General features: G+C 65.1%; 23 protein-coding genes and 2 pseudogenes. 11 read left to right on the top strand and 14 right to left on the bottom strand.

Annotated elements, in window-relative coordinates:
- Window positions 1-3 precede the first annotated feature (3 nt).
- From JQ507_06885 to JQ507_06920, 8 genes are read right to left on the bottom strand one after another with little or no spacing between them, the layout of a single operon-like run.
- Complete coding sequence (locus JQ507_06885; protein QRI71218.1) at window positions 4-756, bottom strand: NAD(P)H-dependent oxidoreductase; 753 nt, start codon at window positions 754-756, stop codon at window positions 4-6.
- Between the two features lie 5 nt (window positions 757-761).
- Window positions 762-1922, bottom strand: a complete 1161-nt coding sequence (locus JQ507_06890; protein ID QRI71219.1) for an ABC transporter substrate-binding protein — start codon at window positions 1920-1922, stop codon at window positions 762-764.
- Between the two features lie 33 nt (window positions 1923-1955).
- Complete coding sequence (locus JQ507_06895) at window positions 1956-3002, bottom strand: branched-chain amino acid ABC transporter permease (GenBank protein ID QRI71220.1); 1047 nt, start codon at window positions 3000-3002, stop codon at window positions 1956-1958.
- On the bottom strand, window positions 3002-3874 hold the full coding sequence (locus JQ507_06900; protein ID QRI71221.1) for a branched-chain amino acid ABC transporter permease: 873 nt from the start codon (window positions 3872-3874) through the stop codon (window positions 3002-3004). Before JQ507_06900 ends, JQ507_06895 begins: the two co-directional genes overlap by 1 nt.
- Window positions 3875-5809 (bottom strand): AMP-binding protein, encoded by a 1935-nt coding sequence (locus JQ507_06905; GenBank protein ID QRI73223.1) that lies wholly within the window; start codon window positions 5807-5809, stop codon window positions 3875-3877.
- Window positions 5809-6600, bottom strand: a complete 792-nt coding sequence (locus JQ507_06910; protein QRI71222.1) for an ABC transporter ATP-binding protein — start codon at window positions 6598-6600, stop codon at window positions 5809-5811. The genes JQ507_06905 and JQ507_06910 overlap by 1 nt, the downstream gene beginning before the upstream one ends.
- The gene (locus JQ507_06915; protein QRI71223.1) at window positions 6597-7451 is read right to left on the bottom strand and encodes an ABC transporter ATP-binding protein; all 855 of its coding nucleotides are present in this window, start codon (window positions 7449-7451) and stop codon (window positions 6597-6599) included. Before JQ507_06915 ends, JQ507_06910 begins: the two co-directional genes overlap by 4 nt.
- Before the next feature lie 5 nt (window positions 7452-7456).
- A complete protein-coding gene (locus JQ507_06920; GenBank protein ID QRI71224.1) occupies window positions 7457-8773 on the bottom strand; it encodes an NAD(P)/FAD-dependent oxidoreductase in 1317 nt (438 codons plus the stop codon).
- Window positions 8774-9018: 245 nt separating this feature from the next.
- Between JQ507_06920 and JQ507_06925 the strand changes: the two genes are divergently transcribed.
- A complete protein-coding gene (locus JQ507_06925; protein ID QRI71225.1) occupies window positions 9019-9654 on the top strand; it encodes a TetR family transcriptional regulator in 636 nt (211 codons plus the stop codon).
- Between the two features lie 18 nt (window positions 9655-9672).
- Here the strand turns inward: JQ507_06925 and JQ507_06930 are convergent, their stop codons facing one another.
- Together JQ507_06930 and JQ507_06935 are read right to left on the bottom strand one after the other, a co-directional pair.
- The gene (locus JQ507_06930) at window positions 9673-10812 is read right to left on the bottom strand and encodes a thiolase family protein (protein QRI71226.1); all 1140 of its coding nucleotides are present in this window, start codon (window positions 10810-10812) and stop codon (window positions 9673-9675) included.
- A gap of 18 nt (window positions 10813-10830) precedes the next feature.
- Entirely contained in the window at window positions 10831-11250 is a 420-nt protein-coding gene (locus JQ507_06935; protein QRI71227.1) for a hypothetical protein, read from the bottom strand.
- Window positions 11251-11347: 97 nt separating this feature from the next.
- Between JQ507_06935 and JQ507_06940 the strand changes: the two genes are divergently transcribed.
- From JQ507_06940 to JQ507_06980, 9 genes and pseudogenes are all read left to right on the top strand, one after another.
- Window positions 11348-11998, top strand: a complete 651-nt coding sequence (locus tag JQ507_06940) for a TetR/AcrR family transcriptional regulator (GenBank protein ID QRI71228.1) — start codon at window positions 11348-11350, stop codon at window positions 11996-11998.
- Window positions 11995-13545: an AMP-binding protein gene (locus tag JQ507_06945; GenBank protein QRI71229.1), complete on the top strand. Its 1551-nt coding sequence runs from the start codon at window positions 11995-11997 to the stop codon at window positions 13543-13545. The genes JQ507_06940 and JQ507_06945 overlap by 4 nt, the downstream gene beginning before the upstream one ends.
- Window positions 13542-14333 (top strand): SDR family oxidoreductase, encoded by a 792-nt coding sequence (locus JQ507_06950; GenBank protein QRI71230.1) that lies wholly within the window; start codon window positions 13542-13544, stop codon window positions 14331-14333. The genes JQ507_06945 and JQ507_06950 overlap by 4 nt, the downstream gene beginning before the upstream one ends.
- A gap of 7 nt (window positions 14334-14340) precedes the next feature.
- A complete protein-coding gene (locus JQ507_06955) occupies window positions 14341-15114 on the top strand; it encodes a crotonase/enoyl-CoA hydratase family protein (GenBank protein QRI71231.1) in 774 nt (257 codons plus the stop codon).
- A gap of 80 nt (window positions 15115-15194) precedes the next feature.
- Entirely contained in the window at window positions 15195-16091 is an 897-nt protein-coding gene (locus JQ507_06960; protein ID QRI73224.1) for a nitronate monooxygenase, read from the top strand.
- 34 nt (window positions 16092-16125) lie between these two features.
- Window positions 16126-17334 carry an ABC transporter substrate-binding protein gene (locus JQ507_06965; GenBank protein QRI73225.1) on the top strand — a complete coding sequence of 403 codons (1209 nt, stop codon included), beginning with the start codon at window positions 16126-16128 and terminating at the stop codon, window positions 17332-17334.
- A gap of 141 nt (window positions 17335-17475) precedes the next feature.
- Window positions 17476-17762 (top strand): annotated as a pseudogene (locus JQ507_06970) (DUF417 family protein).
- A 527-nt stretch (window positions 17763-18289) separates the two neighbouring features.
- Window positions 18290-19064 (top strand): annotated as a pseudogene (locus JQ507_06975) (serine hydrolase).
- Window positions 19065-19214: 150 nt separating this feature from the next.
- A complete protein-coding gene (locus JQ507_06980; GenBank protein ID QRI71232.1) occupies window positions 19215-19547 on the top strand; it encodes a hypothetical protein in 333 nt (110 codons plus the stop codon).
- Between the two features lie 7 nt (window positions 19548-19554).
- Here JQ507_06980 and glgA read toward each other — a convergent pair whose 3' ends face one another.
- On the bottom strand, window positions 19555-21009 hold the full coding sequence (gene glgA / locus JQ507_06985) for a glycogen synthase GlgA (protein ID QRI71233.1): 1455 nt from the start codon (window positions 21007-21009) through the stop codon (window positions 19555-19557).
- Window positions 21006-22268, bottom strand: coding sequence for a glucose-1-phosphate adenylyltransferase (glgC, locus tag JQ507_06990; protein QRI71234.1), 1263 nt, complete (start codon window positions 22266-22268; stop codon window positions 21006-21008). Before glgC ends, glgA begins: the two co-directional genes overlap by 4 nt.
- A gap of 246 nt (window positions 22269-22514) precedes the next feature.
- On the opposite strand from glgC, the gene JQ507_06995 reads away from it, so the two are divergent.
- Window positions 22515-23747, top strand: coding sequence for a thiosulfate sulfurtransferase (locus tag JQ507_06995; protein QRI71235.1), 1233 nt, complete (start codon window positions 22515-22517; stop codon window positions 23745-23747).
- A 147-nt stretch (window positions 23748-23894) separates the two neighbouring features.
- On the opposite strand, the gene JQ507_07000 is transcribed toward JQ507_06995, so the two are convergent.
- Window positions 23895-25151, bottom strand: a complete 1257-nt coding sequence (locus tag JQ507_07000; protein QRI73226.1) for a beta-lactamase family protein — start codon at window positions 25149-25151, stop codon at window positions 23895-23897.
- A 153-nt stretch (window positions 25152-25304) separates the two neighbouring features.
- Window positions 25305-26681: a PLP-dependent aminotransferase family protein gene (locus tag JQ507_07005; GenBank protein ID QRI71236.1), complete on the bottom strand. Its 1377-nt coding sequence runs from the start codon at window positions 26679-26681 to the stop codon at window positions 25305-25307.
- Between the last annotated feature and the right edge of the window lie 61 nt (window positions 26682-26742).

Consider the following 26742-nt stretch of genomic DNA (forward strand, 5'->3'; position numbering starts at 1 on the left):
GGCTTATCGCTGCGGCGCTGACGGCTTGCCCTGGCCGACCGCCTGCGCGGCGATCCCCGGTTTCAGCCGCCAGTCCTCGCCGAAATCCGCCAGCGGATGGAAGAACAGCGGCTCGGTGGTCTCGAGCTGGCGCAGGCGCTCGGCATAGTCGTCGAGATAGCGCTGCCGCGTGGCTTCGTCGACGAAGTTCACGGAATACGACACGAAGGGCGGCAGCACCTTGCAGCCGGCATAGGCCAGCATGCCGTTCTGGATCGGCCACAGCACCACGTCGAGCGCGCCGACCAGCCCGTCGGGCGCGCACATGCCGGGATAGGCGGCGGTCGAGGTCACGACCATCGCCCGGCGCCCCGCGAGGCCGCCGGTGTCATAGCGGCGGCCGCTGCCATAGACCGCGCCGTTGACGAACACGCGGTCGATCCAGCCCTTCATGATGGCGGGGACGGAGAACCACCACAGCGGAAACTGCAGGATCAGCAGGTCGCACCACAACAGCTTCTCGATCTCGACCGTGATGTCGCTGCTGAGCGTGCCCTGTTGCAAATTGTACTTCTGCTCGCGGTCATATTGCAGCCGGTCGGGAAACCGCCGCTCGCCGAAGTCATCTGATGTCGCCACCGGATTGAAGCCCATGGCGTAGAGATCCGAGATCCTGACCGCATGTCCGAGCGCGGTGAGCTCCGCCACCGACCGCGCCAGCAGCGCGGTGTTGAACGATCGCGTCTCCTGATGGGCAAAGACGATCAGGACCTTCATCGCTCTCAGTCCACCGGCTTGAAGCTGAGCGTGGCCGTGTCGGCCTGCATGATCTGCAGCTTCTGGTTGGAGAATCGGACGCCTGGGCCGAAGCTGATCGGCGCCATCACTCCGGTCTCGACATTCCTGGTCTTCTCCAGCTCGGAGATGGTGCAGGCCCAGGTCGGCTGCTTGCCGCAGCGCTCGATCGCCGCGATCAACACTTTGGCCGCGGCGTAGCCGGTCATGGTGTAGCGGTTGATGCCCTTGAATTCGGCTTCCGACACCAGGGGCTTGGCCTTTTCCAGGAACGCCTTGCCGGCTGGCCCTGCGAACGGCTCGACATAGTCGACCGCATAGATGCCGTCGCCGGCCGGGCCCATCAGCTTCAGCACCGGCTCGATCCGGCCGGGCCAGAAGATGCCGGTCACCGGCTTGATGCCGAGCTTCTCGATCTCCTTCATCATCGCGATGTTCTCGGCGATGATGCCGCCGGCCAGGAACACCTCGGCGCCGGAATCCTTGAGCTGCAGCATGTCGGACGAGAAGTCCTGCTGGCCCTTCTTGTAGTTGCCGCTGTAGACGACGTTCAGCTTCTTGGCCTTGACCACGCTATCGAAGCCGTCACGAACCGTGATGCCGTAATCGTCGTCCTGGGTGATCAGGCCCCATTTCTTGCCCGGGTTCTTGTCGGCCAGGAAGTTGACGAGGTGGACGATGCCCTCCTCGTAGGATTGTCCGATCACGAACACGTTCTTGCGCGGCGGCTCCCACAGGTGCTTGACCGGCGCGACGTCGATCACGGTCGGGATGCCCGACTTTTCCAGCACCGGCATCACGGCGATCGACTGGCCCGAGCCGGAGATGCCGATCATGGCGAAGACCTTGTCGACGTCGATCACCTTCTTGACGCCCTGGATGGTGCGCGCTGTCACGTAGCCGTCGTCCTCCAGCACATATTTGATCTTGCGGCCGTTGATGCCGCCGGCGGCATTGGCCTCCGCGATCGCGATTCTGTGGCCGAGCGAGGCCGCGACGCCGAGCAGCGCCGGCGGGCCGGTCAACGGTTCGACGTCGCCGATCAGGATCTCGGTGTCGATGATGCCGGGATCGGCGGCACGAGCAGGGCCGATAGCAAGACAGGAAGCTGAAAGCAGCAGCGACGCTGCTGCCAGATGTTTGATCATCGTCTCCTCCTCATGGTGTTGTGTCTTTTCTTGTCAGTAGCGCAGCGGCCAGTGCACCCAGGCTCGCTTGATGTCGTGCCAGGCGCCGACCAGCCCCCTCGGTTGGAAGCGCAGGAACAGGATGATGACAAGGCCGTAGAGCATGCTCTTCAGTTCTTGCGCCCCGGTCGTGAACGTCGCGTCCATCTGTGCGCTGAACAGGCTGAAGACGAGCCTGGTCGCCTCCGGCAGCAGCACGATCAGGACAGTGCCGAGCACCGCGCCGAGCGCCGAGCCGAGCCCGCCGACGATCAGGATCGCCAGCGCCTCGATCGAGAGCAGGAACGGAAAGCCCTCGACGCTGACGAAGGACAGATAGATGCCGTAGAGCGCGCCGGCGATGCCGGTGATGAAGGCAGAGGTGACGAAGGCGAACAGCTTGTAGGCGTGCAGATTGATGCCCATGACGCGGGCCGCGGTGTCGTTGTCCCTGATCGCGACGAAGGCGCGGCCGACCCGGCTGCGGCGGATGTTGAGGGTGGCAAAGAGAGTCAGCGCCGCGATGGCAAGGCAGAGATAGGTGAAGGCGGCATCGCTGTCGAAGCTGATGCCGAAGATCTCGGGCCGCTGCAACTGGATGCCGCGGGCGCCGTTGGTGAGCCAGCGCATCTCCAGGATCACGGTGTTGATGATGAAGGAAAAGGCGAGCGTGGTGATGGCGAGATAGAGCCCCTTCAGCCGCAGCGACGGCGCGCCGACGATCAGGCTCGCCAGCGCCGGCACCACGCCGGCGCCGAGGAAGCCGACCGGCGGCGGCATCTGATATTTCGACACCAGCACCGCGTAGGCATAAGCACCAGTGACGAGGAAGCCGACATGGCCGAGCGAGATCAGGCCGGTGTAGCCGGTCAGAATGTTGAGCCCGAGCGCGCCGGTCACCGTGATCAGGATGATCATCAGGAACGACAGCGCATAGGAGTTCAACAGGAAGGGCGCCGCGATCAGCGCCAGCAGCAGCACGGCCGACCACAGCCAAACCGGCGGGGAATCGATCAGCGCGACCAGCTCGCTATGGGTCTGTTTGTAATCGCCGGTCCGCATCACACCCTCTCGATATCGCGTTCGCCGAAGATGCCGAACGGGCGGATCATCAGCACCACGATGATCATGGCAAAGCCCGCGACTTCCTTCATCCCGGAGCCGAGATAGCCGCCGGCCAGGTTTTCGGTGATGCCGATCAGGAGACCGCCGATGCCGGAGCCGAGCACCGCATCGAGGCCGCCCAGGATCGTCGCCGGAAACGCCTTCAGCCCGAGCTGGAACATGGCCGGCGACAGATCGTAGGACAGTGCGAAGAACACGCCGCCGATGCCGGCGATCATGGAAGACGCGGCCCAGGCCAGCGCATGGACCTTCGTCGCGCTGATGCCCATCAACAGCGCGGTGCGGTCGTCGGCCGCGACCGCGCGCATCGCGACGCCGACCTTGCTGTATCGGAAGAACGCCCAGATCGTGGCGAGCAGCAGCAGCAGCGCGGCGATCACGGCAATCTGGCCGGTGCGCACGCCGATGCCGCCGAGATGGACGATGCCGCGGCCCATGCCGAGTTCGAGGCCGTGCGGGTAGGCATCCCAGATGAAGTTGATCGCCGAGCGCAGGATCACTGCGAGCCCGATCGTGACCATTACCGTCGCGAACACCGGCTCGCCCAGCATCGGCCGCATCACCAGCCGCTCGATGACGAGGCCGAGCACGACGGCCGCCAGGATCGCGCCGATTGCGACGACGAACACGTTGCCGCTGACCGTGGTCGAAATCGTCCAGGCGATATAGGCGGTGATCATGGTCATCTCGCCCTGCGCGAAATTGACCAGGCCGGTCGACTTGTAGATCACCGCAAAGCCCATCGCGATCAGGCCGTAGATCGCGCCGATCGCAAGTCCCGAGATCAAGAGTTGGATGAGATACTGCATTCAGCCCTCCGACTGATAGATGATCGCGAGCTCGCGGGCGAATTTCTTCTCGATCATGGCGCGGCGTACCTTCTGCGTCGCGGTCAGCTCGCCGTCGTCGTGGTCGAGCTCCTTCTCGATGATGGCAAAGCGCCTGATGTTCTCGACTCGGGCAAACCGCTTGTTGGTCTCGCCCACGATCCGTTCGACCAGCTCGTGCACGTCAGGCAGCTGCGACAGCGACTTGTAGTTGGTGTAGGCCAGCGCGCGGTCGCGGGCCCAGCGTCCGACATTGTCGTAGTCGACCTGGATGATGGCGCCGAGATACTTCTTGGCCTCGCCCACCACGATCGCTTCCTTGATGAACTCGGAATCCTTCAGCGCGTTCTCGATCTCCGATGGCGCGATGTTCTTGCCGCCGGCGGTGATGATGATCGCCTTCTTGCGGTCGACCACGGCGATCTCGCCGTTGTCGAGGATGTCGATGATGTCGCCGGTGCGCAGCCAGCCATCGCTCTCCAGCGAAGCTGTTGAGGCTTTCTCGTCGAGGAAATAGCCTTTGAAGACGCCGGGGTTGCGCAGCAGGATCTCGCCGTCGGCGTCGCACTTCCATTCCGTCTGGGGTAACGGCACGCCGCAGCCACCGATCCGGTGATGGCTTTCGGTCTGGATGAAGGCGACGCCACCGCTCTCGGTCAGGCCGTAACCCTGCGAAACCGGACGGCCGATGATGTCGAAGAAGCGCAACGTCTCCGGCGAGATCGAGGCGCCGGCACAGAGCCGATGCCGGCTGTAGGCGAAGCCGAGATGACGCTGCAAATTGCGGAACATCAGCATATAGAGCAGGCCGAACGCCGCGCGATCGAGCAAGTTGGCCTTGCCGGCCTGCCGTCGGTCGGACAGCGTGCGGCCCCAGGCGAGACACGCTCTTGTAAAGCCCTGCCGCAGCCTGCCGCTTTCGCCGAGGCGGAACAGAAAGCCCTGCTGAAGCTTCTCGTAGATTCTCGGTACGCCGACGAAGAAGGTCGGCGCGATCTCGCGGATGTTGATCGCGACCGTGTCGATCGATTCGGCAAAGGACACGGTGCCGCCGAGCACCAGATGCGTCACCGTGCCGTAGCAGCGCTCGGCGACGTGGCACAGCGGCAGATAGCTCACCGCCTCGAACGGCTTGTCGGCGATCCCGACGGTTTTGGCGTATGCAAAGGCGGCGTAGACGAGGTTCCGATGGGTCAGCATCGCGCCCTTGGGCGGACCCGTCGTGCCCGACGTGTAGACGAGGATGCAGACATCGTCGGGCGTGCCCTGGCTGATCAGCCGGTCGAGCGTGGCATCGGCGTCCGGGTTCTGCTGCCCATAGGCCTTGCCGCGCTCACATAGGGCCTCGAACGACATCAGCTCCGATTGGCGGTAGTGCCGCAGCCCCTTCATGTCGATGCAGACGATGGCCTCGAGATCCGGCAGGCCGCCATTGTTGGCCATCGCGTCGAGCACCTTGTCGGTCTGCTCCTGGTCGCCGGTGACGACCATGCGGGCACCCGAATGCTTGACGATGTATTGCAGCTCGACCCAGGGATTGGTCGGATAGATGCCGACCGCGACCGCGCCGATCATCTGGGTGCCGAGATCGGCATAAAACCACTCCGGCGTGTTCTCGCCGGCGATGGCGATGCGATCGCCGGGTTTGACGCCGAGCGAGAGCAGGCCTAGCGCGACCGCGCGCGCCGTTTCGTAATAGTGCCGCCAAGAATACGGATTCCAGATGCCGTAATCCTTCTCGCGCAGCGCCAGCGCATCGCCATGCATGGCGGCGCGCTGGCGCAGCAATTGCGGGATGGTGATGGCGGCGCCCTCGAGCGCCGCCTGAAACGTATCGGCGCTCGCCACCGGTGCGCTGCGCGCGGCGCCGGCCTGCAACGGCGGATGAACGGTGCGAAAACTGTCCAGCGTCGACATCACGCGCCCACCTTCATCGCCTCGGCGCGCTGGCCGCCGAGATAGGCCTCCGCGACCGCGGGATCGCGCCTGATCTCGTCGGGCGTGCCCTCGGCGATCTTGCGTCCGAAATTGAGCACATGGATGCGGTCGGAGATGTCCATCACGATGCGCATCTCATGTTCGATCATCACGACGGTGATGCCGAGCTCGTCGCGGATGTCGAGCACGAAGCGCGCGATGTCCTCGGTCTCCTCCTGGTTCATGCCGGAAACCATCTCGTCGAGCAGCAGCAATTTCGGTTCGCAGGCGAGCGCACGGGCGAGCTCGACGCGCTTCTGTTGTCCGTAGGACAGCGTGCCGACCACGGCATCCCTGATGTGCTCGATTTCGAGGAATTCGATAATGTGCTCGACCCGCTGCCGGGCCGCGATCTCTTCCTTGCGGGTGCGGCCGAAGAACACCACGGCATCGAGCACGGTCGAACGCAGATGGGTGTGCCGGCCGGTCAGGATGTTCTCGACCACGGTGCCGTGCTTGAACAGCGCCAGGTTCTGGAAGGTGCGGCCGATGCCGACGGCGGCGAATTTCCAGGGTGAAATGGTCGCAAGGTCGATGCCGTCGAAGCTGATGCGGCCGCCGCTCGGCCGCAGCACGCCGGAGATCATGTTGAACAGCGTGGTCTTGCCGGCGCCGTTCGGGCCGATCACGCTGCAGATCTCGCCGCTGCTCACCTTCAGACTGACATCGGCGACGGCCTGCAGGCCGCCGAAGCGTTTTGAAAGATTCTCGATCGCGAGCAGCGCAGTCATGACAGCCACCGCTTGCGGCGCTTGTAGTGCTTGACGTCGCGCAGGCTCTTGCGCCCCGTCGAGGAGACGCCGAGATAGAACTCCTGCACGTCCTCGTTGGCCGTCAGCTTGCTTGCGGTGCCGTCGAGCACGACGCGACCGGTTTCCAGGATGTAGCCGTAGTCGGCGATATCGAGCGCGCGCTGCGCATTCTGCTCGACCAGCAGCACGGTCATCTTCAGCTCGTCGCGCAGCCGGGCGATCACCTCATAGATGCGGTCGATGATCAGCGGCGCGAGGCCGAGCGACGGCTCGTCGAGCGCCAGTAGCACCGGATCGGTCATCAGCGCGCGGCCGATCGCGAGCATCTGCTGCTCGCCGCCGGACATGTAGCCGGCGATCTGGTCGCGTCGCTCATACAGGCGTGGAAACAGCGCGAACACCTTGTCGCGGCGCTCGCGCGCCTCCGCGCCGGTCCTGGTGTAGCCGCCCATCAGCAGATTCTCGTCGATGGTCAAGGCGGCAAATACGCGGCGGCCCTCTGGCACCTGCACGATGCCGCGGCGGACCAGCTCGTCCGGCGCGAGGCGATGCACCTCGTCATTGCGGAAACGGATGCTGCCGTTCTCGACCACGCCTTCCTCGGTGTAGAGGATGCCGGACATCGCCTTCAGCAAAGTCGACTTGCCGGCGCCGTTGGAGCCGAGCAGAGCGACGATGTTCCCGTTGGGCACCGCGATCGAAACGTCGCGGATCGCCTCGATCGCGTTGTCGTAGACGATGCGGATGTTGCGGAATTCGAGCAGCGCATCCGGCACGGTTGCCGCGAGCGGCGCTGCTGATGGCGTCGGATCCGGGATGGTCATGGGCATCGCGCTCAGACCCGGCCGGCCGAACGACGCGGGCGCGCGGCGAGGATCGCATCGCTGACGATCTTGGCGGTCTCGGCGCAGGCCTGGGTGCCGCCATTGCCATATTGCTTGACCGCGTCGCCGACGCACCACAAGCCCTCGATGCCGGTTTCGCGCGGCAGGTCGTAACCGGCGCAGCTGCGTTGCGCCGGCCAGTCGTCCCGCATCACCCGGATCGACAGGATTTTGGTCTGGTCGAAATTGGCGAACTGCTCGCGCAGGTCTTCCAGCGCGAGCGCGACCTCGGCATCAGAGTCGAAATCGCCGAGCGCAGGCACCGGCACGGCATAGGCGACATAGAGGTGCCAGTCGGGCGGAGCCAGCTCCGGACAGGTCGCGGAGAGATTGGCCATGTTGCAGAGCCGGCGCGTCTTGCCGAAGGTGACGATGCCGGGATGATTGATCAGCGGCTCGCGGCTCGCGACATTGATGACGATATTGGCGGCCGGGCGCAGGTCGTTATTTACCCTGGCGATGTAATCTGCGGGAAACGCCTCGCTTCCCGCCAGCGCGACGGTAGCTTTCGGTCCCGCATTGCTGACGACGAGATCGGTGTCTATTCGCACCTTCTCGCCGTTGCGCAGCACGGTGACACCTTCGACCTTGCCATTCGCGGTGTGGATCGTCGTCGCCGGCGTGCCGAGCCAGATATCGCCATTGCGCTTGATCGCGGTGCCCAAGCTGTTCCAGACCCCGATCGTGCCCTGCGGGCAGAAGCCGAATTTCTTGAAGGCGCCCTTGCTGGTGAAATAGGTGAGGAAGGCGCGCGCCGGCAGCTCGGCGGCGTTGCAGGCGAAGATCGCCGCGCAGAGGTTGCGGAACAGCGCGTGCACCGTGGCATTGCTGGTGTAGCCCTTCAGCCAGTCCTCGGTCGATTGTCGCCCGTCGGGCAGGTTGCCGGAGCGAGCGTCGGCGAATTTCTCCAGGATGCGCGAGGCCTGCTTGGTCAGTTGCCCGAGCAGCAGCGACCAGCCGCCGCGGCCGACATCGATCACCTTGCCGTCGATGAAGAACGAGCTCGCCGGCTCCGGCGCGCGGATGTCGAGCGGCGCACCGACGGTGTGGAAGGTCTCCTCGAAAACGCCGCCGAACTCGATGGCGATCGCGCCGATATTGACCTTGAAGCCGTCGATCTCCTCGGTCGAGGCGCGGCCGCCGAGCCGGTCCTTGTCGTCGACCACGAGCGTATGCAGCCCGCCATGGGCGAGACGCGCCGCGGCGCACAGCCCGCCGGCGCCGGCTCCGATCACGACAGCATCGACCTTGTGAGCATCCACGCGCAACCTCCCTCGATGCCGCCGGGTTGGTCCCGGCATGCGCAATCCACTTGCTTGATGACGGTCACGATAATATAATCCGACCGGTCGTTCAAATTATTTTTTGACGCAGGTCAATGACCTCGCCGCGCCGGGTAGATGAGTTCTGGTGGACGGTGCCCGCAAAGGGGAGGAGGGCGCGGTGGCAATGGTATAGAGAGACGGAAGCCGCCCGATTCCGGCGGCGGCGCCGGTGCACGAAAGAGACGGGTATGGCGCGGACGCGCTCAGAGAATTACGACGAGATCCAGCAGGGCATTCTCACCACCGCCTGCGGCCTGTTCGCACGGCAAGGCTACATGCGTGCCTCGATCGCCGACCTCGCGGATGCCTGCAAGCTGTCGCGCGGCGCGCTGTATCATTATTTCGACTCGAAGGAAGCGATCCTGTTCGCGATCCTCGATGCGCATATCCGCGAGATGATCGCCGACGTCGAGGCCGCGATGGCCGGCAAGGCGACGACGCTGGAGCAGTTTCGCGCCGCGATCCAGGCCATCGTTGCGCTCAACGCGCGCTCGAGCGACGAGCAGCGCGTGATCCTCAACGATCTCTCGTTCCTCGGCGAGACCGAGCAGGATGCGATCAAGGCGCTCGAGCGTCAGCTGGTCGATACGGTCTCCGACCTCCTGCTCAAGCTCGACAAGGAAGGCAAGATCGTCCGGCGGACCAAGAAGATCTACAGCATGATGCTGTTCGGCATCCTGAACTTCAGCCACACCTGGTACGACCCCAAGGGCGGGGTCGACCCCAGCGAATTCGCCGACATGGTGGTGGACCTGTTCCTGTACGGTTTCACCATGCCGGTGCCGGCGAAGGATGCCGCGCGGCCGCTGCGCCAGCGGGCCTAGGGCGATCGCGGCGAAGCGTCACTTCTGCAGGATGTGCACGTAACAGACCGCGCCTACGCCGACCATATGCGCGAGCCCGGTCCGCGCGCCTGCGTGCTGACGTGCACCCGCTTCGCCACGGAGCTGCATCACGATCTCGCCGATCTGGCCGATGCCGGTCGGGCCGATCGGGTGTCCCATCGCGATCAGGCCGCCGGAGGGATTGATCGCGCACTGCCCGCCGATATCGAGCGCCCCCTCTTTCAACATGCGAACGCCGTGTCCCTCGGGGCAGAGGCCGATGCTCTCGATGTAGTGCAGTTCCTCGACGGTGAAGGCGTCGTGCAACTCGACGATGTCGAGATCCCCCGGCGCGAGCTTGGCCTGCGCCAAGGCAAGGTCGGCGGTCTCCTTGGTGAGCGCCGCGTCGAAGCCGGCGCCGGGCGGATAGACCCGCTCGCTGCGGCCGACCGACGCCGTGGTCCGGATGGCGCGGCCGGCATCGATGCCCAGCCTGCGAATGCCGTCCTCGGATGCGACGATGACCGCGGCAGCGCCTTCGCCGATCGGCGTGCATTGCAGTGCCGTCAGCGATCCCGACACCCGCTTGCCGCCGAGCACCTCGTCGAGCGTGCGCTCCTGCTGCCGCTGCGCATTGGGATTCTTCGCCCCGTTGCGATGGTTCTTCACCGCGACCCGAGCGATGTCCTCGGCCGAGGCGTTGTGACGGACCGAATATTCATTGGTCAGCAGCGCGAAATGCGTGAAGGGAACGATGGCGTCCTCGGCGAGGTTTCCAATGCCGGTCTCGGCGCGCCGCACCGGATTGCGCTTGTCGACGCCGACCGCCAGCGCAACATCGGAGATGCCGCTTGCGACCTCGATGCAGGCATGGCGGAACGCGGTCGATCCGGAGGCCGACGCATTCTCGACATGCATCAGCGGCGCGCCGGTCGCGCCGAGATGGCGCAGCATCGGTCGCCCCGACGCCATACCAAGCAGCGCGGTCGCGACATAGCTCGATTCCACCGCCGGCCATTCGATCCGCGCATCTGCAAGCGCGGAGCGGATCGCGGTGAGGCCGAGCGCCACATAAGGGGTCTCGCTCGGGTTCTGATAGCGATGCCAGCCGATGCCGACGACGTAGACCGGCCGCAGCTCGTTGAGTGATCGTGTCATGGCGAAGCTCCGGATCGATCAGGATGCGATGCTGAAGCGGAGGTCGAGCGCGGTCTCGCCGGTCTCGCTCTGCGTCGTCGGAACGAGTCTGCCCGTCATGCGCTGTCCCGGCGCAACCGGTGGGCTGTCATCAGCGAGCAGGGTGCGGATCACAGGCCCGTCGTCGAGTGCGACTTTGACGATAGTGAAGGGGGCCGGGCGGTTCTTGTCGGCGTGCAGATGAACGGTCGCTTCCGCAAGCAGCGTGCCTTCGGCCGATAATTCGCAGGGCGTCAGCGCGTCCCCATAGCTGCCGCAGCGCTCGCAGCCATAGGTCTGCATCGGGAAGAAGACATATCCGCAGCGGCACCGGCCGCCCTTGAGGCGGGCGCTCGTTCCGGCCAGGTCAGTCGAGCCCGCAGAATAAAGTCCGGGTTTCAATAGCTTGTCTCGGGGCATGCGTTCCCTCCAAAGAAACTTGTTGACTGACCAACAAACATTATTCTAGCTTGAATGCAAGCAAGAAGTCGCCGCACGGCAAAGGGAGCGAAGCTGAATGGCACGAGCAGTTCGACGCGCGCAGGAGCCGCGAGATGACGCACCGACGTCACGGCGAACGCAGGTCGAGCGCCGCGACGAGGCGGAGCGGCGGATCCTCGAGGCGGCCGCGTTGATCGTCGCTGAGAACGGGCTCGAGGCGATCACGCTGGCGGAGGCCGGCGCGCGTGCCGGTTACAGCCGCGGATTGCCGTCGCACTATTTCAAGACCAAGGCGGATCTGTTGTCGGCGCTGGGCGCCTACATCATCGATTCATTCATCAACGACCGCCGCGCCGCTTCGCCGGAGCTGACCGGCTATGACGGCCTGATCGCGTCGTTCAAATACTACTTCGTGATGCCGGCCCGGACGCCTGTCATGGCGCGCGCGTTCCACGCCGTGCTGGCCGGTGCGCTCACCGTGCCGCCGATCACCGCCACCGTCGCCAAGCTCAATCGCGAAACGCGAGGTGAGATCGCCGCGGGTCTCAAGGCAGGGATCGCCGCAGGCCGGTTGAGACCCGACATCGATCTGGAGACCGAGAGCGCGCTGATCCTCGCCGGTCTGCGCGGATCGGTGGCGCAGTGGCTGGTCGATCCGGAGGGCGTCGATCTCGAGGCCATCGGCGCGCGCTTCGTTGCCACGGTGGAAGGAAGGCTGGCAAAATGAGCATTCTGCCGAACAGCGTTGAGTATTGGGCGGCCAATCGCCCCGACGATGTCGCCTTCCTCGAAGGCGATCGCCGGATGACGTGGTCGGAGCTCAACGATGCCGCAAACCGCGTTGCGCATGGCCTGGCTGCTCGCGGCGTCGTCGCCGGCGACATCGTGGTGCTGCGGACCCAGATCCGGATCGAATGGCCTGTTCTGAGCGACGCCATCGGCAAGCTGCGCTGCTCGTTGCTCGGCTTGAACTGGCGGCTGACGCCGGCGGAGACGCAGTACGTGCTGTCCAACAGCGGCGCCCAGGTCGTGGTCTGCGACGACGAGGATCCGGCCGCGCTGAAGCCCGCTTTCGAGGGCTTGCCGATCAAGCTCGCGGTCTCGATCGGCGCGTCGGCGCCCGGCTTCGTCGCCTTCTCCGATCTTCTCGACACCTCCGCCGAGCCGCCGCTGCATTCAACCGGGCGGCCGCCGCTGATCCTCTACACCTCGGGCACCACCGGCCTGCCCAAGGGCGTGGTCTCGGTGGTGCAGCCGGGCGCCCAGATGGATGCGCGCATCAGCGAATATCTCTCCGACGTTGCCTCGACCCGGCGCGGCCAGCCGGGCGGCGTGTCGCTGCTGACGTTGCCCCTGCACCACGGCGCCGGGCCGTCGCAGGTGTGGGGCGCGATCCAGCTCGGCAATCCGACCGTCATGATGCGCCGTTTCGATCCCGAAGCCGCGCTTCGCCTGATCGCGCAACATCGCGTCACCAACTGGACCGGCGTTCCCACCATGTACAAGCGTCTCGCGGCGCTGCCGAAGGGCGTGCTCGACAGCTACGACGTGTCGTCGATCCGCGCGCTCTCGGTCGGCGCGGCGCCGGTGCCCTTTGAACTCAAGCGCTGGATCATCCGCTATTTCGGCGACGGCGTCCTCGGCGAAGGTTACGGCGCCACCGAGGTCGGCATGATCAGCTTCCTGCCGCCTGAGATGCAGGAGCGCAAGCCCGGCTCGAGCGGCCGGCCGCACAAGCACGTCGACATCTCGATTCGCGATGCCGAGGGGCGCGAGCTGCCGCGCAACCAGTCCGGCGAGATCTGGATCAGGACGCCGGTGACGATCCATTCCTATTTGAACGGCAAGCCGCTCGGAGCCGACACGCGCGACGCCGACGGATACTTCCGCGTCGGCGACGTCGGGATGCTCGACGACGACGGTTATCTGTTCATCACCGATCGCGCCAAGGACATGATCATCGCCGGCGGCGTCAACATCTACCCGGCCGAGATCGAGGCCGCGATCCTCCGGCATCCCGATGTCCAGGACGTCGCGGTCATCGGAATCCCCGACGACGAGTTCGGCGAGCAGGTCAAGGCGTTCTGCGAACTGAAGCCGGGTCACGCGACCGACGAGGCCGCGATCCTCGCTTTCTGCCGCGACCACCTTGCTTCGTACAAGCGGCCCAAGACGCTGTCGATCGTCGATGAACTGCCACGCAACACCATGGGCAAGCTGCTCAAGCGCGAATTGCGCGAGCCCTACTGGAAGGGACGGGAGAGAAACGTATGAGTGATATCCTTGATCTGGACGGCAAGGTGACGCTGATCACCGGTGCGGGCCAGGGCGTCGGGCGCCAGATCGCGCTGCATTTCGCCGCGCACAACGCGGCGGGCATTGTCGTCAATGATTACTTCCTTGAACGCGCAGAGCAGGTCGCGCGCGAAATCAACGCCGCCGGCGGCAAGGCGATCGCGCTGCAGGCCGACGTCACCGATCTCGCCTCGGTGAGGGCGATGATCGGCAAAGCCGAGCAGGCCTTCGGCCCGATCGACGTTCTGGTCAACAATGCCGGCAATGCGGGCGCCACGCCCGATCCCGACGCGCGCAAGCCGTTCTGGGAGACCGGCCCCGAAGTCTGGAACAGCTTCATCGGCGTCAACCTGTACGGCGTCATCAACTGCGCCTCGGCCTGCATTCCGCAGATGATCGAGCGCAAGGGCGGCCGCATCGTCACCATCATTTCGGATGCCGGCCGCGCCGGCGAAGCGGGCCTTGAGGTCTATTCAGGTGCAAAGGCGGGCGCCGCGGGCTTCACCCGCGCGGTCGCGCGATCACTCGGCCGCCACAACATCACGGCGAATTGTGTCGCAATCGCCGCTACCCTGACGCCTGCGATCGAGGCGCGGCTCAAGGCCAACCCCGAAATGCAGAAGAAGATGATGGAGAAATACGTCATCCGCCGCCCCGGCCTGCCGTCCGACGTCGCCAACATGGTGCTGTTCCTCGCCTCCGAAGCGAGCGCGTGGATCACCGGCCAGACCTATCCGGTCAATGGCGGCTTTACCTTCGCATTGTGAGGCATCGATGAGCACCGAGAACGAACAGGTCGTTCTGACCGAGCGGCGCGGCCATATCCTCGTCGTCACCCTGAATCGCCCCGAAGTGCACAATGCGTGCAACCTCGCGCTCGCGCGCGGCATTTCCGATGCGATGGATCTGCTCGATGCGGAGGATGGGCTGTTCGTCGGCGTCATCACCGGCGCGGGCGGTAATTTCTCGGCCGGCGCCGATCTCAAGGCGGTCGCGCGCGGCGAGCGTGGTGTCACCGAGCGCGGTGGCTTCGGATTGTTTCGCCGGCCACCACGCAAGCCATTGATCGCTGCGGTCGAGGGCTATGCAGTCGGCGGCGGGCTCGAGCTCTGCCTGTCCTGCGATCTGATCGTCGCCGCGCGTGACGCCAGGATGGGATTGCCGGAAGTCCGGCACAATGTCGTTGCCGTCGGCGGCGGCTTGTTCCGGCTGCCGAAGCGGATTCCCTATCACGTCGCCATGGAGCTGGCGCTGACCGGACAGTTCAAGGGCGCGGAGTATTTCGAGCGCCTTGGCCTCGTGAACCGGCTCGTCGAACCCGGCCAGGCGCTTGAGGCAGCGGTCGCCTTCGGCAACGAGATACTGGTCAACGGTCCGACGGCGCTCGCCGCCTCGAAGGAGATCATCTTCCAGGCTGCGAACTGGACCGACGAAGCAGGATGGACCGCACAGGCGCCGATCGCGGAACGCGCCTTCAACTCCGAGGACCGCGCCGAGGGGCTGAAGGCGTTCGCCGAGAAGCGGAAGCCGGTGTGGAAGGGGCGTTGATCATGCACGCCCCCGACCGCCGCAGCGCGCTTCCGGCCGCGATCGCGCAACGGCTTCGCTTGCCGCTGATCGCAGCGCCGATGCTGCGCATCTCCGGCGTCGATCTCGTGACCGCGGTCTGCCGCGCCGGCGCGATCGGGGCATTTCCGACCGCGAACGCCGGTTCGGTCGAGGAGCTCGATGCCTGGCTCACCCGGATCGAGCGCAATGTCGCCGAGCTCGGCCGTCCCGCGGCGCCGCATTGTCCCAACCTCATCATCCGTCAGCCGCGCTTCAAGGACGATCTCGCCTGTCTCGTCAGGCACAGGGTCGAGATGGTCATCACCAGCGTCGGCTCACCGGCGGCCGCCGTTCAGCCGCTGCATGATGTCGGCTGCCTCGTGTTCGCGGATATCGCCTCGCTGCGCCATGCCGAGAAGGCGATCGAGGCGGGCGCCGATGGTTTGATCTTGCTGACCGCGGGGGCCGGCGGGCAGACCGGCTGGGCCAATCCATTCGCCTTCGTGCGGGCGGTGCGCGCCATGTTCGACGGTCCGGTCGTACTTGCGGGCGGCGTGACCGACGGCACCGCGCTCGCCGCGGCGCGGCTGCTCGGCTGCGACCTCGCCTATATGGGAACACGCTTCATCGCGGCCCGCGAGAGCATGGCGAGCGATGCTTATCGGAGAATGCTGGTCGACAGCACGCTCGACGACATCATGTTGACCAAGGCGTTCACGGGGCTCGACGCCAGCATGCTGCGGCCATCGATCGTGGCCGCGGGCCTCGATCCGGCCAATCTCGACGAGTCCGTGTCGGAGGCGCGCGCGCGCGAAAAGTTCGGCGGCAAGAACGATGCCGGAGGACCACGGCGCTGGATCGAGGTCTGGAGCGCCGGGCATTCGGTCTCCGGCGTCCATGCGGTGACGGGCGCGGCCGACATCGTCGACGAGATCGCCGCGCAATATCGATTGGCATTCGAAATAGGCGCTGCATAAGACGCCCAATCCAGCGGAGGAAACCATGATGACGATCAGCCGTAGAACGCTGCTCCGGACGACGGCGGCCGGTCTCGCGGCGTCGATCGGCGGCAAGGCATTTGCCGGCGCCTCATACGATCCCGGTGCCAGCGACGCAGAAATCCGCATCGGGCAATTCGGACCGCTCAGCGGCCCGGTGTCGTCGTTCGGCGTGCTGGCCAATGCGATGGATGCCTATTTCCGCATGCTGAACGATGCCGGCGGCATCAACGGCCGCAAGGTCAAGTTCATCAACTATGACGACGCCTACAGCCCGCCGAAATCGGTTGAAGCGGCGCGGCGTCTGGTCGAAGGCGACGAGGTGCTGTTCATCGCCGGCGCGATGGGGACGCCGGGCAACATCGCCGTGCAGAAATATTTGAACGCGCGAAAGGTCCCGCAGTTGTTCCTCGCGGCAGCCGCGAGCAAGCTGTCGGATCCGGCCACCAATCCGTGGACCATGGTCGGCGGATCGACCTACGAGATCGAAGGCGGCGTCGTCGGCCGCTACATCGCCGGCTCCACGCCCGATGCGAAGATCGGCCTGCTGTATCAGAACGACGACGCTGGCAAGGCAACGCTCTCAGGCCTGAAGACGGGACTGGGCGCGAAGTCCGCGCAGATCGTTTGCGAGCTGAACTATTCGGTCGGCGACCCCACCATCGATTCCCAGATCGTCCAGTTGAAATTGTCGGGGGCCGACGTGGTGTTCCTCATCACCATCCCGAAGATGGCGAGCCAGGCGCTGCGCAAGATGGCCGCGCTCGAATGGCGGCCGCAGGTGTTTCTCGGCGCCGGCAATGCTTCGGTGCGTGCGACGCTGAAACCGGCGGGTTTCGAGACCGCCCAGGGCATTCTCGCCTTTGCAACGCGGATCGACCCCGGCAATCCGCTCTGGGCCGACACCGTGGACATGAAGCAGTACATGGCGTTCCTCGACCGCTACGTCCCGAACGCCGACCGCGCGGACGACCTCTACGCCATCGGCTACACGGCCGCGGCAACCGCCGCGCACGTCGTCAGGCAATGCGGCGATCAGCTGACGCGCGCCAACATCCTGCACCAGGCGACCAGCCTGAAGAATTTCGCCGCGCCGCTGCTGATTCCCGGCATCACCCTCAACACCACGCCGAGCGATTATGTTCCGATCAAGCAGTTTCAGCTGATGCGGTTCAAGGGCGAGGCCTATGAGAAGGTCGGCGAGCTGCTCACCGCGGCCTGACCGATCACGTCGCCCGCACATCCTTGTGATGGATCTGACGGAGTGCGCACGCGTAAAACATGCGCGGCACGCTGCGTAGTCCGCCACGAACGCCGCAACAGCGGCCGATCGTGGCATCGCAGCGAGGGAAGATACATCCGCATGAATCCGTCGTTCAACATCGTCGAACGCGGCGAGGGGTCCTTCGTCTGCTCGCGATCCTGCGCTGGGTCATGGTGGTGATCTTCGTGTCGTTCGGCATGCAGAAGTTCACGCTGCAATCGGCGCAGGGCATCGCGCAGTTCATCAGCAACAGCACGTTCATCTCGTGGTTGTCGGTGTTCGGCCTGCGCGGCGAGGCCCATGTCGACATCGTGCTGCTGTGCGTCTGCCTCGTGCTGCTGCTGGCGTCGTTGCCGTGGTCGATCGTCCGGTTGCGCGGCCAATAGGTCTTGCGCTTGGCGATCGTTGGTTAACCCGCGCTTAAACGCGCACCGCGTGTGTCCGCGATCCGGAACAGGACAATTCGTCGCACGGCGCCGTGTCTTGTCACTCGAATCCGGTCGACCTACGCAACCCTCGATTGACGATTTGTTGCTAGGATGAAACGGTCCCCCGGTTGGGAGCGGAATGTGACGAAGTCAGACATATCGATGGCCGGCCCGGCGAGCGTTGGTGTTGTCTTCGTATCAGAGCACGCTCCCGGCATTTTCAATCGTCCCGCATTGCTTAGTTCCGTTGCAATTCCCGCACCGTGGCTGGAGTGGGAGGGCGGTCGCGATCGTGTTGTCCGGCAGTGACCCGCCGGAACAGCGATCGGGCCGCCCCTTTCCCCAGCCGCGACAGATCCAAGACGCGGAATCGTGACTTCGGACGGGCAGGTTCCGTCGCTTGAGATCGCGATGTCGACATCTCGCGATGGCTGAAACAGATCGGCCTGCGGTCACATCGCAACATCGTTCCGATTTTGCTTTTGATGAAATACTGGTTCCCTGTCCGGATCGCGGCCGTCCTGGTTGCCGTCGCTGTTGGCGCACTTGCGGGGGCGCGCGCGGATTCCGACATGGATGCGCAGATCAGGGACATCGTCGAGACGGAGCTCGCGCCGACCGCGACCGCGGCCGATCCGGGCGGCCTCGCCGCCGCGGTCTATGCCGGCGGCCGGGTCACCGTGTTCGACTTCGGTTTCGCCGACGCCGCCGCAGAGCGCACGATCACTTCGGACACGCTGTTCAACCTCGCCTCGCTGCGCAAGCTGTTTGAGGCGACGCTGGTCGCGCTCGGCAGGGAGCGCGGCGAGGACAATCGCGCGGCGATGATGCCGGAGATCATGCAGCGCATGGTTCAGGGCTATTCCCACGACGGCACGCCGATCGGCCCAATCGGCAATCAGCAGAGCTATTACGATTTTCCGGGCGCCGGCCAGATGTTCTCATCAGTGCGCGATCTCCGCATCCTGCTGCGGGCCTGTCTCGACCGCGGGGTGATCGATCCCGAATTGCGCGGAGCATTGCAGATGACCATGCGCGAGAGTTTTCGCGTCGATGCGAAGTTCGGGCAGGCGATGGCATGGGAGCCTGCGGCTCGACGGCGCCACCGTCATCGACAAGCCGGGCGGTCTCAACAATGCGTCGGCCTATATCGGTCTGGTGCCTGCGCGCAGGTTCGGGATCGTGCTGCTTGCCAATCGTGGCGACTACCCGCACGAGATCGCGCGCTACAGGATTTCGCCGGCACTCGCGCGGCTCTAACCAAACCAAAATACCTTAGCAATTCTGCGTGCTAATCCGATGACACGGCCTTCACGGCCAAGCAGGGGATGCATGCAAAAAATGCGATGGCACGGAACCATGATCGGCTGTATAAGCCGGTAGCTTCTTCTCCATGTTGAAGAGGCTGATATGACTGACCTGCAAAATCCTGATTTGCACGCTCCTGATCTACATACTTGGCTTTCGCAGCAGCCGCACGGCTTGCGGACCTTCAGGACCTTCCAGCAAAAACTCGAGATATTGAGCAAGGACGACCCCGAGCAACGCGGCGTTTGCCGGTTGTTGAGCGGTCTCGTCGGTAATTATGTCGAAACCTTTGACGAGGAGCCGTTGCCTGTTGCGGTCGCCGACCGAGCCTATGGCCGCCTGCTCGATCTCGTCGCCAGCCTTGATCTCAAGGGCAATCCCGACCGCCGCCTCGCTGACATCAACCGTATCGCGTCCTGCGATCTCCTGAACTGATTGCGCCTTATCTGCGAGCCGCTGCGATCTCGCGATACAGCGCAGCATAGCGGCTGGCGCGGTTGTGCCAGGAGACGTCGGTGGCCATGCCGGCCTGCTGCAGGCGGCGCCAGGTCACCTTGTCGTTGAACAGCAGGTTCGCTGTGCGCAAACCGTGGGCGAGCGCCTCCGAGGTCACGGGAGCGAACTTGACGCCGGTTGCCGCACCGCCCGTGACCGCGGCTTCGTCGAAACCCAGCACGGTGTCGGCGAGGCCGCCGACATCAGCGACAACGGGGACCGCGCCGTAGCGCAGCGCGCAGAGTTGGGTGAGGCCGCACGGCTCGAACCGCGACGGCACCGCGAGCGCATCGGAGCCGGCCTGGATCAGGTGCGCCAGCGCCTCGTCATAGCCGATCACGACTGCGATCCGTCCGGGATTGTCGCGCGCAAGCGCGGTGTAGCGATCCTGCAGGTCACGATCGCCACTGCCGAGCAGCGCGAGCTGAATGCCCTCGCTGAGCAGCGTCGGAATGTTGTCGAGCAGCAGGTCGAGGCCCTTCTGCCATGACAGCCGGCTGATGACGCCGAGCAGCATCGCGTCCGGCACCGGATCGAGCCCGAAGCGCCGCTGCAACGCCGCCTTGTTGGCGGCGCGCTCCGCGATCTGCTCGGCGCTGAAGCGCGCGGCGATGTCGGGGTCGGTGGCTGGATTCCACACCTCGATGTCGATGCCGTTGAGGATGCCGCTCAGCACGTCGGCGCGTTCGCGCAGCAGGCCGCCGAGCCCCATGCCGCCCTCGTCGCTCTGGATCTCCTGCGCATAGGTCGGCGACACCGTGGTGATACGGTCAGCGAATTGCAGGCCGGCTTTGAGCAGGCTGATGGTGCCGTAATATTCGACGCCGTGAAGCGAGTAGGCCTCGCCGGGCAAGCCGAAGGTCGGGAGCATGTCCGGCGAGAACTGGCCCTGATAGGCGAGGTTGTGCACGGTCATCACCGTGCCCGGCCGCGGCTGCCCGCCATAGTGCAGGTAGGCCGGTGCGAGGCCGGCCTGCCAGTCATGCGCATGCACGATGTCGGGAACGAAGGCGGCGATTGCACCGCGGCCGATTTCCGCCGCCATCCGCGAGAGCGCCGCAAAGCGGATGCCGTTGTCGGGCCAGTCCCGTCCGTCGGGGTCAACATAGGGATTGCCGGGACGTGCATATAGATGCGGCGCGTCGAGCGCGAACAGATCGAGGCCGTCATGCGAGCCGGCGAGTACACGGATCGGCCCGCCGTAGAATTCTTCGCGGTGCAGCAGCGTCTCCGCGGAGGCCAGCGCCTTGAGTACCGCAGGATAGCCGGGCACCAGTGTCCGCGTCGCGACGCCGTGCTCTTTCAGTGCTGCCGGCAGCGCGCCGACCACGTCGGCGAGGCCGCCGGTCTTGACGATCGGGTAGACTTCGGAGGCGACCGCGAGGACGCGGATGGGCGTCATGTCGCGAGCCTGTCGATCATCGATTGGGTGATCAGCGTGATTCCGTTCTCGGTGGTGCGGAAGCGCTTGCCGTCGAATTCGGGATCCTCGCCGACCACGAGCCCTTCCGGAATCCGCACGCCGCGATCGATCACGACGTTTCTGAGCCGCGCGCCGCGGCCGACATTGACATAGGGCATGATCACCGCGTTCTCGACATTGGCGTAGGAATTGACGTGGACGCCGGTGAACAGCAGCGAGCGCCGCAGCGCCGCGCCCGAGATGATGCAGGCGCCCGAGACCAGCGAGGTCACCGCCTGGCCGCGCCGTCCGTCCTCGTCATGCACGAATTTGGCCGGTGGGGTGATCTCGGCATAGGTCCAGATCGGCCATGCGCGGTCGTAGAGATCGAGTTCCGGCACGACATCGGTGAGATCGATATTGGCGCCCCAATAGGCGTCGACGGTGCCGACGTCGCGCCAGTAGGAGCGGGGATCGTCGCCGGAGCGGACGCAGGAATCGCTGAATTGATGCGCGACGGCGCGGCCGTGCTTGACGATGTAGGGGATGATGTCCTTGCCGAAATCGTGGTTGGAATTCGGGTCGGCGGCATCGCGGCGCAATTCGTCGTAGAGGAATTGGGAGTCGAAGACATAGATCCCCATGCTGGCGAGCGACTTGTCCGGCTTGCCGGGCATCGCCGGCGGATCCGCCGGCTTCTCCAGGAACGACTGGATCACGCCGTTGTCGTCGACATGCATGATGCCGAAGCCTGAGGATTCCGCGCGCGGCATTTCGAGGCATCCGACCGTGACGTTCGCGCCGCTCTCGACATGCTGCTTCAGCATGATCTCGTAGTCCATCTTGTAGATATGGTCGCCGGCGAGCACCAGGATGTACTTGGTGCCGTGCGCCTCGAGGATGTCGATGTTCTGGTACACGGCATCCGCAGTGCCGAGGTACCAGTTGGTCTCCGAGACGCGCTGGCTTGCGGGCAGGATGTCGAAGCTCTCGTTTCGTTCCGGGCGGAAGAAGTTCCAACCGCCTTGCAGATGCCGGATCAGGCTGTGTGCCTTGTACTGGGTCGCCACCGCGATGCGGCGGATGCCCGAGTTCACCGCATTGGAGAGCGCGAAATCGATGATGCGCGACTTGCCGCCGAAATAGACGGCAGGCTTGGCGCGCTTGTCGGTCAGCTCCTGAAGTCTGCTGCCGCGTCCGCCGGCCAGCACATAGGCGAGGGCGTGACGCGACAATGGTTCATTTCCGACGGATCTCATGGTCATCCTCCCAGTACTTCAGGCTGGCCCCGCTGCCTTCTCTTGTCCGGAAGGCCTGATCGGGCGCCAACGGGGCCGATCGGAACGTAGCAAGCGCGCCCCGGTTGAGCAAAGCGGGATGGCGGTTTTCGTTCCCAGGGTTTCGCCTCCCGGGCAGCGGGGTTGCGACTTGGTTAAAGCTATTGACGGCGCGCGATTTCGGCCTAGAGCAAGCCTGCGCATTTTCCCGCCCAGGCCAGCCCGCTCATGACAGTTTCTTCCGTTTCCCCCCAGGATATCCGTGCAACGCTTTTGCTGCGCCGGGAGATCGCGCTGCTCGACGTCAGGCACGAGGCGGAATTCGCCACCGGCCATCCGCTGTTCGCCGCCAACATGGCGGCCGGGCGGATCGCGCTCGAAGCCGAGCTGCGCCTGCCGCGCAAGGACGTACCGATCGTGCTCTATGACAATGGCGAGGGACTGGTCGCCGCCGCTGCCGACCAGTTGCGGGCATTGGGCTACAGCAATGTCGCTGCGCTCACTGGCGGCCTCGAGGCCTGGAAAGAGGCCGGCTATGAGGTGTTCGAGGACGTCAATTCCTACGCCAAGGCGTTCGGCGAATTGGTCGAGGCACGACGCCATACCCCGTCGTTCAGCGCCGACGAGGTCGCCGCGCTGATCTCGAACAAGGCCAACATCGCGATCCTCGATGTGCGTCGGTTCGACGAATATGCCACCATGAACATCCCGGGCTCGGTCAGCGTGCCCGGTGCGGAGCTGGTGCTGCGCGCAGGCGGCGCGGCGCCCGATCCCGACACCACCATCATCGTCAACTGCGCCGGCCGGACCCGTTCGATCATCGGCACGCAATCGCTGATCAATGCCGGACTGCCCAACAAGGTGCGGGCGCTGCGCAACGGCACGATCGGCTGGACGCTCGCGAAGCACGATCTCGAGCACGGCGCCGGCAAGCGCGGCGATGTCGGGCCGTTCGCGGGCGCGGCTGACAATGCGCGCGACGTCGCCTATCGGGCGGGCGTCCGTCACATCGGCGCGGCCGAGCTCGCCGCGCTGGAAGCCGACGTGCTGCGCACGCTGTATCGCTTCGACGTGCGCGAGACGGAAGAATATGCGGCCGGTCATCTGGCCGGCTTCCGGCATTATGCCGGCGGCCAGCTGGTGCAGGAGATCGACATGGCCGCGCCGGTGCGCGGCGCCCGCATCGTGCTGAGCGACGACAGGAGCATCCGCGCCGATATGACGGCGTCCTGGCTCGCCCAGATGGGCTGGGAGGTGTATGTGCTCGAAGGCGGCTATGACGGACCGCTCGACGTCGGTCCACCGCGCGTCGTGCCGCGGCCAGATCCCGCGCATCGCTACCGGCGTCCGTATGAGGGCACCGATGTCGCGGAGCAGGCGATGCAGGCCTATCTCGATTGGGAGTACGGCCTGGTCGACCAGCTCCGTCGCGACGGCACGCACGGGTTTTATGTGATCTAAGGAGCGATGAGATGCGGTCGAGCTTTGACCGCAAAGAGAGCCCGTCATTGCGAGCGCGAGCGAAGCAATCCATCTGTCCGCGAGTGCATGGATAGATGGATTGCTTCGTCGCTTCGCTCCTCGCAAGGACGAAAGGACTGCGCGAACTCAGTCCGGGCTGAACGCGTCGTACACCAGCTTGCGGAACATCGGCGTGATGCGCTGGCGTTCGTTCTGGGTCTGCTCCAGCATGATGTAGATCATGTCGAGCTTCGGATCGACGCCGAAATAGGTTCCGCTGCCGCTGTCCCATTTCAGCTCGCCGATCGAGCCGGGCGGCGGCGGCCTGGCAATGCCGGGATCGGTACGCACCGCGATGCCGTAGCCGTAGCCGAACCCGTCGCCGGGAAAGTACCAGTAGTCGCGGCCGACGCCGGAACCAGGCCCGATATGGTCCCTCGTCATGTCCTTGAACGCGGCCGGGCTCAGATATCGCTTGCCGTCGAGCTCGCCGCCATTGAGCAGCATCTGCGCGAAGCGCGCATAATCGAGAATGGTCGACACCAAACCGCCGCCGCCGGATTCCCACTCCGGATGCGCGCGCCGGTCGTTCTCCCCGTCGATCAGGATGGTGTCCGAGGGCAGCGGCTCGGCTAGCCGCGTCCGTTCGGTCTCCGCATCGAGCACAAATCGGGTGTCGTTCATCTTCAGGGGATCGAAGATGCGCTCCTTCTCGAACTGATAGAGCGACTTGCCCGAGACGATCTCGATCACCCGGCCGAGCACGTCGGTGGAATGACCATAGCGCCACAGCGTGCCGGGCTGCCGCGACAGCGGCAGCTTGGCGAGCCGCGCGGTGAATTCCTTGTTGTCGAATTTCCCGTCGAACAGGTGGCCGTCGCGGTAGATCTTCTGGATCCAGTCGGCGCCGATATATTCGTAGGTGATGCCCGAGGTGTGCCGCATCAGGTCTTCGATCGTGACGGGGCGGATCGGCGGCACCAGCTCCACCTTGGCCGGATCGTTGCCGCCATCGGGTTCGATGGCGACCTTCACGTCGGCGAAGGCCGGGATGTATTTCGACAGCGGATCCTGCGGCGACAATTTGCCCGCGTCGACCAGCATCATCGCAGCGGTGTTGGTGATCGGCTTGGTCATCGAATGCAGCGCGAACATCGTGTCCGGCCGCATCGGCGATTTGGTGGTGACGTCGCGATAGCCGAAAGTCTTCAGATAGACCGGCTTGCCGTGCTGCTGGATCAGGATGGCGGCGCCGGGAATGCGGCCGCTCGTGACCTCATCGTTGAAGAACGCGGTGATGCGTTCGAGTTTCTCCGGCGACGGGGCGGGGGCGTCGGAGCCGCGCGCCGCGCCCGATGTGACAAGCGCAAGACAGGCGACCGCGGTCAATGCTCCGCGAACCATCCGCATGGCGAGGTGGATCGTCGGCCGATCATATCCGCATGACATTGAAAAAAGCCGCCCCTGCCTGATGCCTTGAACGCCGCAGTCTTAGCGCAGGCGCCCCCGCACCATAATCATTTTCAGGCGACATTATTCCCGGACGATGGGCGAAATTCATACAATTTGCGTGGCGCCGACCGGCGTCCGCACGGCATTCGACAGCACTTGCAGGGCCTGGCTCAGTTCGGCGCGGTTGCGCGCGGCGCCGAGCGACACCCGCAGGCCGCGCGGTGCCGCTTCACCCGTCGCAAAGGCGTCTTCGCCGACCACGGCGAGGCCATTGCGCATCAGATGCGACAGCAGGTCGGTGCCATCGAAATGTTTCGGCAACGGCATCCAGAGATGGTGGCTGGCCGGCCGCGCTGCGTAGCTGACGCCCTTGAGGAAGCGGGCCGCGAGCTGCTGGCGCGCGGCCGCCTCGTTGCGGATGGCGCGGATGATGTCGGCGGCGATCCCGGAGCGCAGCCATTGCGTGACCAGCGCCACCATCAGCGAGGGCGGCATCTGCATGGTGGCCTGCATGCCCGCGCGCATGCGCTGCTCGGCGCTCGCATCGGGCGCCAGCAGATAGGCGACCCGCAGCGCCGGCGCGATGCATTTCGCGATGCTCGCGGCAAGGTAGGTGTGTTCCGGAATCAGGCTGGCAATCGGTGCCACCTGCGGTTCGAGCGGGCCATAGACGTCGTCCTCGATCAGGACGCAGCCGCGCTTCCTGATGATATCGGCGACCGCCTTGCGCCGCGCCGCGCTCATTGTCGCCGTGGTCGGGTTCTGCTGCGTCGGCACCAGATAGACTACCTTCGGCTTGTGCTTGCGGCAGGCCTCGTCGAGCGCGTCCGGCCGGGCGCCCTCGGTGTCCATCGCAACGCCGACCAGGCGGACGTCGAGCCGCGCCGCCGCGGCCTTGATGCCGGGGAATGTCAGCGCTTCCGTCAGCACCACGTCGCCGGGCGATGTCAGCGCCAGCAGCGCGTTGAAGATGATCGCCTGCGAACCCGGATAGATCACGATGCGGTCGGCCGATGCATTCGGCACGCGCGGCGCGAGCCACGCCGCGCCGACCTCGCGCTCGTCCGCGGTGCCGCCGGGCCGGGTATAGCCGAGATAGGCTGAAAATCCGGCCTCGGAGCGGATGGTCGCAAGTCCCTGTGCGATACGCAGGTCGAGATTCGCTTCCACCGGCTGCGGCGGCAAATTCATCGACAGGTCGATGTTGACCGGAGCGGGCAGGTCGGAGGCCGCGCGCGCCGTGGTCTCCGAGACAAAGGTGCCCTGGCCGACGCGGGCGTCGAGCAGCCCTCGCCGTCGCGCCTCGCCATAGGCGCGCGTCACGGTGGTCAGATCGATGCCGAGCGCGGTCGCCAGCGCGCGATGGGTCGGCAGGCGTTGGCCGCGCACCAGCCGACCGCTCGCGATGTCGGCGGCAAGTGCATCGACGATGCGCAGAAACATCGGGCCGTGCCATTCCGAAACTGTAGGGATCCAATCCATGCAATTCGACGCTTTGTCTTTGATTGTATGCTCTTAGAGGCATATTGTATGGATCATCAGA

Source organism: Bradyrhizobium sp. PSBB068 (assembly GCA_016839165.1).
Lineage (GTDB): Bacteria > Pseudomonadota > Alphaproteobacteria > Rhizobiales > Xanthobacteraceae > Bradyrhizobium.

Coding starts and splice junctions, on each gene's coding strand:
- JQ507_06900 (QRI71221.1), bottom strand. CDS start 3,874: ATGCAGTATCTCATCCAACTCTTGATCTCGGGACTTGCGATCGGCGCG.
- JQ507_06955 (QRI71231.1), top strand. CDS start 14,341: ATGAGCACCGAGAACGAACAGGTCGTTCTGACCGAGCGGCGCGGCCAT.
- JQ507_06895 (QRI71220.1), bottom strand. CDS start 3,002: ATGCGGACCGGCGATTACAAACAGACCCATAGCGAGCTGGTCGCGCTG.
- JQ507_06960 (QRI73224.1), top strand. CDS start 15,195: ATGCTGCGCATCTCCGGCGTCGATCTCGTGACCGCGGTCTGCCGCGCC.
- JQ507_07005 (QRI71236.1), bottom strand. CDS start 26,681: ATGGATTGGATCCCTACAGTTTCGGAATGGCACGGCCCGATGTTTCTG.
- JQ507_07000 (QRI73226.1), bottom strand. CDS start 25,151: ATGGTTCGCGGAGCATTGACCGCGGTCGCCTGTCTTGCGCTTGTCACA.
- JQ507_06945 (QRI71229.1), top strand. CDS start 11,995: ATGAGCATTCTGCCGAACAGCGTTGAGTATTGGGCGGCCAATCGCCCC.
- JQ507_06930 (QRI71226.1), bottom strand. CDS start 10,812: ATGACACGATCACTCAACGAGCTGCGGCCGGTCTACGTCGTCGGCATC.
- JQ507_06980 (QRI71232.1), top strand. CDS start 19,215: ATGACTGACCTGCAAAATCCTGATTTGCACGCTCCTGATCTACATACT.
- JQ507_06915 (QRI71223.1), bottom strand. CDS start 7,451: ATGCCCATGACCATCCCGGATCCGACGCCATCAGCAGCGCCGCTCGCG.
- JQ507_06995 (QRI71235.1), top strand. CDS start 22,515: ATGACAGTTTCTTCCGTTTCCCCCCAGGATATCCGTGCAACGCTTTTG.
- JQ507_06950 (QRI71230.1), top strand. CDS start 13,542: ATGAGTGATATCCTTGATCTGGACGGCAAGGTGACGCTGATCACCGGT.
- JQ507_06885 (QRI71218.1), bottom strand. CDS start 756: ATGAAGGTCCTGATCGTCTTTGCCCATCAGGAGACGCGATCGTTCAAC.
- JQ507_06905 (QRI73223.1), bottom strand. CDS start 5,809: ATGTCGACGCTGGACAGTTTTCGCACCGTTCATCCGCCGTTGCAGGCC.
- JQ507_06910 (QRI71222.1), bottom strand. CDS start 6,600: ATGACTGCGCTGCTCGCGATCGAGAATCTTTCAAAACGCTTCGGCGGC.
- JQ507_06890 (QRI71219.1), bottom strand. CDS start 1,922: ATGATCAAACATCTGGCAGCAGCGTCGCTGCTGCTTTCAGCTTCCTGT.
- glgC (QRI71234.1), bottom strand. CDS start 22,268: ATGAGATCCGTCGGAAATGAACCATTGTCGCGTCACGCCCTCGCCTAT.
- glgA (QRI71233.1), bottom strand. CDS start 21,009: ATGACGCCCATCCGCGTCCTCGCGGTCGCCTCCGAAGTCTACCCGATC.
- JQ507_06940 (QRI71228.1), top strand. CDS start 11,348: ATGGCACGAGCAGTTCGACGCGCGCAGGAGCCGCGAGATGACGCACCG.
- JQ507_06925 (QRI71225.1), top strand. CDS start 9,019: ATGGCGCGGACGCGCTCAGAGAATTACGACGAGATCCAGCAGGGCATT.
- JQ507_06935 (QRI71227.1), bottom strand. CDS start 11,250: ATGCCCCGAGACAAGCTATTGAAACCCGGACTTTATTCTGCGGGCTCG.